An 11,870-nucleotide genomic window follows, 5' to 3' on the forward strand; every position below is an offset into this window, starting at 1 on the left:
AGCACTCGGCCAAACTTCGGTTGGCCGGTGCGTTAACAACTATTCAGACGTGTTCGGGTATTAAGTTGGGCGAGATGAACCTCCGGGAAACTTCAGTCAATCAATCCATGAGCGTCATAAAACGGATACGGCCCCGGGTAATCCCCGAATACACCGTTGTGGCTGACCAACCCTTGCTGTTCATCCCAGCGGTGCAAGAGGTAACCAGCCGGTTCCAGGTTGAAATGCGCCGGCGCAGCCTCCTGTAAATCCAGCACGATTTGATGGGAGGTGCCCGGGCATACGCAGCTCAAACTGCCGCCGAAACGCCGTTGCATCGGCCGGTGCAAATGCCCGCACAGCAGGCGCTCCACCTGAGGGTGACGGGCGATGACCTTTTCCAGCGCGGCAGCATTACGGAATGACTCGCGGTCCATATGACCTATGCCGCTGATAAACGGCGGGTGGTGCAGGACCAAAAGGGTTGGCACGTTCGGGCGCAGTACCAGTTGCTCATCGAGCCACTGCAACTGACTGTCCAGTAGCTGCCCGCCATGGGCATCGGGGATGGTGGAGTCCAGGCCGATCAGCCGCACCGGGTAGTCATCCACCACCCAGTCCAGCGGGCCCTCGGCGCCATGCGGTAAGTAAGCGTGATCGCTGAAGGCATCCAGCAAATTCCGGCGGTGGTCATGATTGCCCGGCACCAGGTAGCAAGGCATCTGCAAACGGGCCAGTTCGGGATGCAGCACGGCGTATTCATCGGCGCGACCAAAGTCCACCAGGTCGCCGCTGACCACCACGATATCGGGCCGTGGGTAGCTGGCATTCAAGTGGTCAACGGCACGGCGCAATGCACCGAGGGTGTCGACCACGCCGTAGGTCAGGCGCTGGCCGGCTTTAAGGTGCAGATCGCTGATCTGCGCTACAAGAAACGGACGGTTCAAAATAGGCTCTCTGAATTCAGGCATGCAAGGTGAACAGCTTGTGTGGGGCGATGGCCAGGGCAATCGGCGCGCCGACGGCGTGCAGCTGGTTGTCGCTGCTGTCCACCAGCAGCGGTTGCGGGCCGCCGACATCCACCAGCAGACGGCTTTGCGCGCCCTGGAAAAACTGCGCCAGCAGCTGCCCGTGCAGGTGCCCTTCGCTCTCCATCACCCGCAGGTGCTCGGGGCGGCAGTACACGGTGGCCGGCAGATGGGGTTCGTGCCACGGCAGTTCGCCGCCGCACACTGTCAAGCCATGGGCCGTGCGATCAATCACCGAAAAGGCATTCAGGTTGCCCACAAAGCCTGCGACAAACGCGTTGGCCGGCTGCTGGTAGATCTCCCGCGGGCTGGCCAGTTGCGCGATACGCCCCTGCTCCATCACCAGGATGCGATCCCCCAGGGCCATGGCTTCACCCTGGTCGTGGGTGACGAACACCGAAGTGATGCCCAGGCCGCGCAATAGCTGATCCAGCTCGCTGCGCAGGCGCTCACGCAACTGTGCATCGAGCGCTGCCAGCGGTTCATCCAGCAACAGCACTTTGGGCCGGGGCGCCAAAGCACGGGCCAGTGCCACACGCTGGCGCTGGCCGCCCGACAGTTCATGGATGCTGCGCTTGCCGTGGTTTTGCAGGCCCACCAGCTCCAGCAGTTCGTCACAGCGCTTGTTGCGCTCAGCCGGCGCGATGCCGCGAATTTTCAAACCGTAGACAATGTTGCCGGCCACATCCAGGTTGGGGAACAACGCGTAGTTCTGGAACACCATGCCCACGTCACGCCGTTCGATAGGCAACCGCGTGACGTCGTGGTCACCGAAAAAAACCTGGCCCACATCGGGCCGCTCAAGGCCGGCGATCAGCCGCAAGGTCGTGGTTTTGCCGCAACCGGACGGGCCGAGAATGGCTAGGGTTTCGCCGCCCTCGATGGTCAGGTCCAGGTTCTGCACGGCAACGGTGCCGTCGGCGAATGCCTTGCGGCAACCCTTCAGGCGAATGGTGATAGCGGTCATCGACGCTCTCCACGAGACAGACGAGCACTGATGGCCTGCAGCGCAATCAGCAGCGGCACGATCATCAGCAAAAAGATAAGGGTGTAGGCGCTGGCGATTTCCAGGCGGGCCGAGGCGTAGCTGTCGGCGAGGCCGACCGGCAAGGTCTTGGTCAGCGGCGTGTGGAGCATCCAGGTCAGGTTGAACTCGCCCAGCGATAAGGTGACAACCATCAACACCCCGGCCAGGATCCCCGCCCGGCAGTTAGGCACCACCACGCTGAAAAAGCGCCGAATGGGACCCGCGCCCAAACTCGCGGCGGCCTCCTCCAGAACCGGCAGTTGCTGGCGTTGCATCACCGCCATCACCGGGCGCACCAGGAACGGCAAGGTGAACAACACATGCCCCACCAGGATGAACAGCCAACTGCTGCGAAACTCGCCGAACTGGCCGTAGGTCAGCAACAACGCCAGTGCGCTGGCCAGGCCGGGCATGGCCACCGGCAGCACCATCAATTCCTCGAAGGCGCGGCTGAAGCGGTTGTTCATGCGCACCAAGGCATACGCCGCCGGTACGCCGATCACGCAGACGCACACCGCGCAGGCCAGGGCCAATTGCAGCGAAAGCCAGACCGTCGGCGAGTAGGCCTGCCACACCTGGATCAACCAGTCGAAGGTCAGGCCGCTGGAGAGGCCGACGAAGAAATTGCGCGTCAGCCCCGCCAGCAATGACATCAATACCGGCACCAACATGAAGGCGCAGACCAGCAAGGTAAACAACAGCTGAATGACAAACAACGATGAGCGCTTCACAGGACTGTCCCCGCGTTTTTCACCAGGCGCCGCGTCAGCAACAGCACGGCCCAGGTCACAAGGCCGAGCACCACCGAAAGGGCTGCCGCCACCGCAAAATTGGCGTAGTTGGTGAACACGTTATAGATGGCGACGGGCGTCACGTTCAACCGCGTGCCCAGGGTAAACGCCGTGCCGAAGGCGCCCATGGACGTGGCAAAACAGATCGCCCCGCAGGATGCCAGTGCCGGTGCAAGGCCAGGCACGATCACATCGCACACCACCCGCCAATGCCCGGCGCCCAGCGAGTGGGCAGCCTCTTCCAGGCTGCGGTCGAGGCTTTCACACGCGGCCATCACCGTGAGAATGACCCGTGGAATCGAGAAGTACAGGTAGCCGACAAACAACCCCGCCAGTGAATAGGCAAAGATCCAGCGCTCACCGGCCAACTGAAGCCCCAGGGCGGCAAACAAGCCTTGTCGGCCCGCCAGCAGGATCACCAGGAAGCCCACTACCACACCGGGAAACGCCAGCGGAAACGTCAGCAATGCCACCAGCGCCGAACGCCCGAAAAAGTGCTGGCGGGCGAGAAATACCCCGGTGATGCCGCCCACCAGCAGCGCCGCCAACGTCACCAGCACCGCGAGCACACAGGTTTGCGCCAGGCTGCCCAGGTATTGCGCGCTGCTCAGCACTTGCCAGTAACCGCTGCCGTGGCTGTCGCGGCTTTCGCCGCCCAGCACGATCAGGTGCGCCAGCGGCAACAACCAGAAGGCGAGCAGCACCGCAAACGCCGGGGCCAATGCCCAGGCGGGATTTGGCCGCAAAAGTGCCTTCACTTACTTGACCTCACTCAGGTAACGCGCGGCGAAGGCTTCCTGCACGGCGGCCATTTTTTGGTAGTCCACCACACCGGCTCGGGCGTAGTCGCTGTCTGGCAGAAACTGCGCGGCGACGTCGGCCGGCATCTTCATTGGCCGCACCGGGCGCAGGTAGGCTTTGGCCCAGAGTGCCTGGCCCTCATCGGACAGGACAAAATCCAGGACCTTTTCACCGTTGGCGCGATGAGGTGCGTTGGCGACCAGGCTCATCACGTAAGGCACGCTGATGCTGCCTTCCTTGGGAATCACGAAGGCGACGTTGGCGTTGTCCTTGTAGCGGGCGCGGTAGGCGTTGAAGTCGTAGTCCACCAGGATCGGCAGCTCGCCGGAGAGCACCCGCGCATAGGCGGTTTGCTTGGGCACGATGGGGGCGTTTTTCGACAGCTTCTGGAAGTAGTCGATGGCCGGGGCGAAGTTGTCGAGGTCGCCGCCCATGGCGCGGTTGATTGCCACCGCAGAGACGTAGCCGACGAAGGCGCTGGAAGGGTCGAGGTAACCGACCATGCCTTTATATTCCGGCTTGAGCAGGTCGGCCCAGCTTTGCGGCACCGGCAGGCCACCCAAGGCATCGACGTTGACCATGATGCCCAAGGTGCCGGAGTGAATCGCGAACCACTTGCCGTCCGGGTCTTTCAAACCGGCGGGAATCTGCTCCCAGCCTTTGGGTTTATAGCCCTCCACCACCGCAGCCTTTTGCGCTTGCAGGCCGAAGGTCACGCCGTAGTAGACGACATCGGCAACCGGAGCAGCCTTTTCGGCCACCAATTGCGCCAGGGACTGGCCGGAGTTCTTGTTATCCAGCGGCACCTGCACGCCGGTGGTCGCCGCGATCGCCTTGAGTTGCGTGCCCCAGTCTGCCCAGTCTGGCGGGCAGTTGTAGCAAATCGCGGTGTCGGCGGCCTGGGCCAGGCTGGCCGCGCCGCACAGCAGCAATGCCGCCAGGGTTTTACTGAACATGCTCATCAAGCGTCTCCTTTATGGGGTTGGGTACTTTCGCCCGGCCGGATATGGCACGGCAGGCAATGGGAAATCGGGGCGTTGCCGGCGATTTGCGCCAGCAGTTGGTCAATCACGGTGCTGGCCAACAGCGCGATGGGCTGCACCACGCTGCACAGCGTCGGGTGCATCTGGGTGCCCAGGGAAATGCCGTCAAACCCCATCACCGAGAGTTGTTCGGGCACGTTCCAGGCATGGCGGCGCAGTTCGGCGATCAGGCTGATGGCGAGAAAATCGTTGGAGCACACCAGCGCAGTGGGCGCCTGCGGGCCTTGCAGGAAGGGTTCGATGGCGGCGAATTCGGCTTGGGTGTGGGCCGGCATTTCGATCACCGGTTGGCTGTCCAGGCCGTACTCGCGCATCGCATCGCAATACCCGGCGTAACGCAGGCGGGCACGGTCGGACTGCAACGCGGGCCCGGCGACCATGGCGATACGGCGATGGCCCGCTTCCAGCAGGTAACGGGTGGCCAGCGCCATGCCGGCGCGGTTGTCCACCGAGACGGCGCTGTAGTTGGGGTTACTGGGCTGGTGGTAAGCCAGCACGAACGGCGTTTCTTCAGTGGCCAGGCTGTGGAGCACGCTGTTGCTTTCGGCGTCGGTGACGGTCAGCACCAACCCGTCGACGCGCTGGCGCAGCAGTTCTTCCACCACGATGCTTTCGCGCTCGGCGCTGTAGTCGGTGGTCGCCAGCAACAGGTTATAGCCACGCAGGCGCGCGGCGCGCTCCATGGCCTGAAACTGCTCGGCAAACACCGGGTTAAGCAGGTTGGGCACCACCACGCCAATCAGCTGGGTGGTTTGCAGGCGCAGTTGGCGGCCCAGCAGGTTGGGCCTGAAGCCCAACTCGCGGGCGGCGGCAAATACCTGTTCGCGGGTGGCCGGGCGCACTTGTTCCGGGGAGGCAAAGGTGCGGGCGGCGGTGGCGCGGGATACACCGGCCAACCGGGCTACGTCTTTCAAATCAGTCATTGTCACTCGCTTGAGATCGATCTCATTGGCGAGGACAGTAACGGGGGAATGTGGCAGTCAGGCGATGGGGAGATGACGGTTTGATGTCAGCGTGGGCGGGGGTTTGTCGTCCACTGAAAATCTAATGTGGGAGCTGTCGAGCGTTAGCGAGGCTGCGATAGCGGTGTGTCAGGCAACCTATTTATCGGCTGTGCCGCCGCCTTCGCGGCCTCGCTAAAGCTCGACGGCTCCCACAGGGGATTGGTGTTGCTTGATGGTTGGGGGGGTTCAAGGTTGGGTCACGAGCCCTTCTTTGGCCGCGTTGGCGAGTACGTCTTTCGCGGGCACGTTGAACCATGTGGCGGCGTCCATCTCGCCCTGCTTCGCCAACCAGGCACCCACCATCTGATAACCCAGCGTGTACCCCAACCACCTGGGCCTTGCCCCGGTACCGAAGAACCATTCGCTGTGGTCGTAATACGTGGCCTCCAGAAGCTGGAGGTCAACGGGCGAACTCAGCAGCTCCCGGGGTGTAAGCGCCCTCTCCCACGGCTCCGGTTCGCTGCCTATCAGATGCCGGACGAACTGCCCGGCCAGCCCCTCGCTGATCATCGCCTCCCCCAGCGTCCAGCCATAACCCGGCCCGGCCATGCGCAGGCAATGATGCACTTCATGCACCACATGCCGATGCAGCGAGCCGCCGCGCAAACTGGCCAGGAAATTCGGGTTGTCGGGATCAAGGGTCATGCTGAACATCGTGCTGCGATACGCGCGGCCGACCAGGCCCAGCTCCGGGAGGGTCTCGCCAGGCAGTCGCTGGATCAGAATATCCAGGCACGGCGGCGGCATCAGCGCTGCAATTGCCCCATAAGCGATCTCAAATTCACGGGTCAGCTCAGGGCGAAACTCCGCCAGGCTCCCCGAAGCCTCCAGCCAATGCAGCGTCCATGCGTCCATTCTCACCTCTCGTCGCCAAAGCCGGGATCCGTCACCCATGCGGCTCATCATACCCACAGGCTGTCATATTCACAGGCCAGCTTATAACCGGGGCAGCAAATTCCGCTGACTAACCTTTCGATCTGTCCCAAGTGCGGGCACAATGCGTGTCCTTTTTTGGCAGGCTCCGCCGCAGGCTCTGAAAATGATCAAAACGCCGTACTACCTCATCGACAAACAGAAGCTTCTGGTCAACATGCAGAAGATCGCCTACGTGCGCGAGCAGTCCGGCGCCAAGGCCCTGCTGGCCCTCAAGTGCTTCGCCACCTGGTCGGTATTCGACTTGATGCAGGAATACATGGACGGCACTACCTCGTCGTCGTTGTACGAGCTCAAGCTGGGTCGCCAGAAGTTCGAAGGCGAAGCGCACGCGTACAGCGTGGCCTGGGCCGACGATGAGATCGAGGAGATGCTCGACAACTGCGACAAGATCATCTTCAACTCCATCAGCCAGCTGCAGCGCTTTGCCGAACGCAGCGAAGGCAAGACCCGCGGCCTGCGCGTCAACCCGCAGGTGAGCAGCTCCGACTACCTGCTGGCCGACCCGGCGCGCCCGTTCAGCCGTTTGGGCGAGTGGGACCCGGTGAAGATCGAAGGCGTGATCGAACAGATCTCCGGCTTCATGTTCCACAACAACTGCGAGAACGGTGACTTCAACCTGTTCGACCAGATGCTGAACACCATCGAAGAACGCTTCGGCGCACTGCTGCACAAGGTCAACTGGGTCAGCCTCGGCGGCGGCATCCACTTTACCGGTGAAGGCTACGCCATCGACGCCTTCTGCCAGCGCCTCAAGGCGTTCTCGCAGAAGTACGACGTGCAGGTGTACCTGGAACCCGGCGAAGCGGCGATCACCAACAGCGCCTCCCTGGAAGTGACCGTGCTCGACACCCTCTACAACGGCAAGAACCTCGCCGTGGTAGACAGTTCCATCGAAGCCCACCTGCTGGACCTGCTGATCTATCGCCTCAACGCCAAGCTGGCGCCGAGCGAGGGTGAACACACCTACATGGTGTGCGGCAAGTCGTGCCTGGCCGGGGACATCTTTGGCGAATACCCATTTGATCAGCCGCTGGCCATCGGCGATCGACTGTCGTTCATCGACACGGCAGGCTACACCATGGTCAAGAAAAACTGGTTCAACGGCCTGAAAATGCCGTCCATCGTAGTGAAACAACTCGACGGTACAGTCGAAGTGGTTCGTGAATTTGGTTACGACGACTACCTGTCCAGCCTTTCGTAAAGCGGACAGATAAAGGAGAGATAAAGCAATTGAAAAAGAACGTTCTTATCATTGGTGCAGGAGGTGTCGCCAAGGTGGTGGCCCACAAGTGCGCGCAGCACAACGACGAACTCGGTCGTATTGCTATCGCGTCGCGCAACATCTCCAAATGCCAGGCCATCATCGCAAGCGTCAAGGCCAAGGGTAGCCTCAAGGTACCCGCCGAGATTCAAGCCTTCGCGCTGAACGCTTTGGACGTGGAAGCGACCAAGGCACTGATCCGCGAAACCGAATCGCAGATCGTCATCAACGTCGGTTCCGCGTTCCTCAACATGTCGGTGCTGCGTGCCTGCATCGACACGGGCGTTGCGTACCTCGACACCGCCATCCACGAAGAGCCGGGCAAGGTCTGCGAGACCCCGCCGTGGTACGGCAACTACGAGTGGAACCACCTGGAAGAGTGCAAACAGAAGAACATCACGGCCATCCTCGGCGTGGGCTTCGACCCGGGTGTCGTCAACGCCTATGCAGCGCTGGCGCAACAAAAGCATTTTGACCGCATTGATTCGATCGACATTCTCGACGTCAATGCCGGCTCCCACGGCAAATACTTCGCCACCAATTTCGACCCGGAAATCAACTTCCGCGAATTCACCGGGCAGGTGTGGAGCTGGCAGAACAGCCAGTGGACCAGCAACACCATGTTCGAAGTCAAACGTACCGACGACCTGCCGGTGGTCGGTTCGCAGAACCTGTATTTGACCGGCCACGATGAAGTGCACTCGCTGTCGAAAAACCTCGACGTGCCCAATGTGCGTTTCTGGATGAGCTTCGGCGAACACTACATCAACGTGTTCACCGTGCTGAAAAACCTCGGCCTGCTCTCCGAAAAACCGGTCACTACCGCCGAAGGCCTGGAAGTCGTGCCGCTGAAACTGGTCAAGGCCGTGCTGCCTGACCCGTCGTCGCTGGCACCGGGCTACACCGGCAAGACCTGCATCGGCGACCTGGTCAAGGGCACCAAGGACGGCCAGCCACGCGAGCTGTTCATCTACAACGTGGCCTGCCACGAAGAAGCCTTTGCCGAAACCGACAGCCAGGGCATCTCCTACACCGCCGGCGTACCGCCGGTGGCTGCAGCGCTGCTGGTTGCCCGTGGCGAGTGGGATGTGAAGCACATGGCCAACGTTGAGGAACTGCCGGCTGAGCCGTTCCTCAAAGCGCTGGACGTGATGGGCTTGCCGACTCGGATTAAAGACGAGAATGGTGATCGTGCTTGGGATGCTATTGCCTGAGGGTGATGGCTGACGGAACAAAAAAATGCGCCCGAATGGGCGCATTTTTTGTTTATACGAACACCGTTTCCAAACCCGATGAAGATCAAAATGTGGGAGCAGGCTTGCTCGCGAAAGCGGTATATCAGTCAACCCATTCGGTACTGACCCAGCGCTTTCGCGAGCAAGCCCGCTCCCACACTTGAATCTTTAGCGTCACTACTGCTCAACAGCTCGGATTGAAGTAACTTCCTGCGGGGGTAGTAACCAATGCCGCGTAGTTGTCCATCCCAGAAAAACTCTCGCACCATCCTCAGTTGGAGCTAGCTGAGGCAATACTTCGCCAGCACAAGCCTTGCGCAAGCCGCTCATCAGCGGCAGGAATCTTTCTCGAAAAGCCACTGGCTGAATGGCGAAATAAGCCTCAATAGACGCCAAGGCATCTCTGCGATCATCTTCATCGAGCATCGCCAGGTAGAACACCATCTGGCGCCAGGCATAGGCCGTATTTTTGAGCATTATCAACCGAGCATGATAATGCTCGATCTTCATCTGATGCCGTCTACATATCCACTCAAAACACGCCTGCACCATGCTGCCTAATTTAGACCGTAGCAAAACCTTCAGCCCAAGCGATTCAAACAATACCGCGAGGTTCTGCGTGGTTAAAATCTGCTGCTGCTCAAGAATGGTGCCATTGGTTGTCAGATGCCAAGTGCCTAACTCAGCTCCCGCACGCCTCGCGCACAAGGTCGCGAACGCATCGTTCGCCACTCGCGCTTGTCGCCGCCCTCGGGTGACGAGGCCGGTCAGCTCGTCAGTATCAATGGCGTAGTAACGTATATAAAGTGAACCTGCTATCACCGGCCCCGTTCGCCTGGCAGCGTCAGCAAACTTACTGGAAAACTGCCCCATGAAGATATCTGCAGCGACCTCTTCCACGAAGGGAAGATCTAATTCCGCAGTGTCAGCCAGTGCTCCATACTCCTTGAGAAGCTTGTTAGGAAGGATAGCGTAAGGGAAGGCGTGAAGCGTTAATGCCGCTGACTCAACGAGCGATTGTCTGGCGGCACTGGCTGCACCAATGCCTGACTGCCGGTCGCGCTCAATTGCAGCAATCCAGGGCAACTCACTCAGGCCAACCTGACGCCCAAGATTCAACAGTAATAAGGAACGCCGCCGACGGAACGCCTGGTAGGTCGAGGCGTAGACCATCCTCAACGCTTCGTCGCGCAACCCCCAGCTACTAAGCTGAGCTGTCATCGCGGGCAGCACCCGTGCGACTGTGTCACCCGAAGTGATCAGCCCATGCTTGATCAGTTCGCTAATCGTCCCGCTGCGACAGCGTTGAATACGGCGCAGGATCGCCGTTGGTATCGCGACACCCTCGGCCTGCGCACACTCCGATGCCTCCGCAGCAGTGAGCGGCACGGCCAAATCGACAAAATCCGAAATGCCACTTTGCGCTGGATACTTGGACAGACGCTTTGCCACGACACGCGCAATTAGATGATGCTCTGGCCCCGCCACCTGGCGAAGCTGGTTCGCGCGGAATGCTAAGTGAGAGGCAGAGTCCGGAGTGCCATGTTTGCGCACGAAGTCATCGACAATTCGTCGTATACGACCTACCTGACGCCCTGTGAGCGATTCAGCATTGCGGGAGCATTGCTCCAGTAAAGAAAAAAGTTCCGCCAAGCGGTCCGGAGAGCACCTGTCGATACCAAGTTTTTTATAATTTTCCTCCAATTCGGCCGCCTGCACGTGCCACTGAGGTGGGTAATCACGGCAAGGCCAGCCAGCCTGATAAGTCAGGAGGAAATGTGCGATGGCTGAATCATAAAGGGGTAACCGTCTTGTGATCACCTGTTTCTGCACAGCGATCTGAGTCTGAGCAGGCAAGGTCATAAGAGACTGCTTCACCTCACCCGCGTTAACGACATGTACCTGCGTGGCTGAGATCGGAAGCTGCGTAGAGATCGACGGAAAGAAACGCAATCGGTCAAAAAAAGGAACAATTACCTCTATGAGGGCACGCGCCTCGTCAGTACGCCGCTGGCCTGACAACCAAGCCACGGTCAATAACGCTGCCTCTTCCGGCACATCAACTCGATAGTCACAACTGGCCAGAAGCTGCTGCAGCGCATCAAGACCGTCATCTGTGAGATGCCAGGCATTGATATCCAACCGCTCAAACCCTCGACGAATCCCCGGGACGGAGGCGGCCAGTTCACGCTCATAGTCGGTCAATTCGCCACCTGCCAACAGATTACCGGTAGCAAACCCCCCTGTAATTACTTCCAGCGTAACCCAGGCGGGAATCTCAGCAATCGGGGTACGAGAGCCATACTCTGCGGTGCTTTGCAGAATGTGCGCAATAACCTGTTTCCAGCACGAAATGCGTCTGCGGGCATTAAAGCGGGCGAGAGGGCTACAAGTTTGATCGTGCGCAAGCAGTGCCTTGGACAGCTGGAAGACTGCATAACCGGCATCCATGCTAGTCACTCCGTGTGATCTGGAAGTATTTCCAGACTGCTGTGTAATGGATGGGTCCGGAGGCTGGATTCGAACCAGCGCCCACCCGGTTAAGAGCCGAGTGTTCTACCGCTGAACTACTCCGGAACAGTGGGCGCATTGTCGAGCAATGCCTTGAGAATGTGAAGGACCCCTACCCTCATTAAGCTTTAACTGACATAGATGTTTGCTTTCCTACAAGCACCCATAAATTTCAAAGAGTACTGAAGATCAAAATGTGGGAGCGGGCTTGCTCGCGAAAGCGGTGGATCAGTCACACATGTATCGGCTGACCC

General features: G+C 59.9%; 10 protein-coding genes and 1 tRNA gene. 2 read left to right on the forward strand and 9 right to left on the reverse strand.

Features of this window, described 5'->3' with window-relative positions:
- Positions 1–92: 92 nt before the first annotated feature.
- From CEC48_RS03380 to CEC48_RS03410, 7 genes are all read right to left on the reverse strand, one after another.
- Positions 93–926, reverse strand: coding sequence for a phosphodiesterase (locus CEC48_RS03380; RefSeq protein WP_088422450.1), 834 nt, complete (start codon positions 924–926; stop codon positions 93–95).
- Between the two features lie 16 nt (positions 927–942).
- Positions 943–1,974 carry an ABC transporter ATP-binding protein gene (locus CEC48_RS03385; RefSeq protein WP_088422451.1) on the reverse strand — a complete coding sequence of 344 codons (1,032 nt, stop codon included), beginning with the start codon at positions 1,972–1,974 and terminating at the stop codon, positions 943–945.
- The gene (locus CEC48_RS03390; protein WP_088422452.1) at positions 1,971–2,765 is read right to left on the reverse strand and encodes an ABC transporter permease; all 795 of its coding nucleotides are present in this window, start codon (positions 2,763–2,765) and stop codon (positions 1,971–1,973) included. The genes CEC48_RS03385 and CEC48_RS03390 overlap by 4 nt, the downstream gene beginning before the upstream one ends.
- A complete protein-coding gene (locus tag CEC48_RS03395) occupies positions 2,762–3,583 on the reverse strand; it encodes an iron ABC transporter permease (RefSeq protein ID WP_088422453.1) in 822 nt (273 codons plus the stop codon). The genes CEC48_RS03390 and CEC48_RS03395 overlap by 4 nt, the downstream gene beginning before the upstream one ends.
- Positions 3,584–4,588: an ABC transporter substrate-binding protein gene (locus tag CEC48_RS03400; protein WP_088422454.1), complete on the reverse strand. Its 1,005-nt coding sequence runs from the start codon at positions 4,586–4,588 to the stop codon at positions 3,584–3,586.
- A complete protein-coding gene (locus tag CEC48_RS03405) occupies positions 4,588–5,592 on the reverse strand; it encodes a LacI family DNA-binding transcriptional regulator (RefSeq protein ID WP_088422455.1) in 1,005 nt (334 codons plus the stop codon). The genes CEC48_RS03400 and CEC48_RS03405 overlap by 1 nt, the downstream gene beginning before the upstream one ends.
- A gap of 267 nt (positions 5,593–5,859) precedes the next feature.
- Positions 5,860–6,528 (reverse strand): DUF2268 domain-containing putative Zn-dependent protease, encoded by a 669-nt coding sequence (locus CEC48_RS03410; RefSeq protein ID WP_088422456.1) that lies wholly within the window; start codon positions 6,526–6,528, stop codon positions 5,860–5,862.
- A gap of 184 nt (positions 6,529–6,712) precedes the next feature.
- Between CEC48_RS03410 and CEC48_RS03415 the strand changes: the two genes are divergently transcribed.
- Positions 6,713–7,810, forward strand: coding sequence for a carboxynorspermidine decarboxylase (locus tag CEC48_RS03415; protein ID WP_088422457.1), 1,098 nt, complete (start codon positions 6,713–6,715; stop codon positions 7,808–7,810).
- Positions 7,811–7,839: 29 nt separating this feature from the next.
- Complete coding sequence (locus tag CEC48_RS03420) at positions 7,840–9,084, forward strand: saccharopine dehydrogenase family protein (RefSeq protein ID WP_088422458.1); 1,245 nt, start codon at positions 7,840–7,842, stop codon at positions 9,082–9,084.
- Positions 9,085–9,282: 198 nt separating this feature from the next.
- Here CEC48_RS03420 and CEC48_RS03425 read toward each other — a convergent pair whose 3' ends face one another.
- Entirely contained in the window at positions 9,283–11,556 is a 2,274-nt protein-coding gene (locus tag CEC48_RS03425) for a hypothetical protein (protein WP_088422459.1), read from the reverse strand.
- Positions 11,557–11,607: 51 nt separating this feature from the next.
- Positions 11,608–11,682, reverse strand: a tRNA-Lys gene (locus tag CEC48_RS03430).
- Positions 11,683–11,870: the final 188 nt, after the last annotated feature.

This window comes from Pseudomonas sp. K2I15, from assembly GCF_002204795.1.
Classification (GTDB): domain Bacteria; phylum Pseudomonadota; class Gammaproteobacteria; order Pseudomonadales; family Pseudomonadaceae; genus Aquipseudomonas.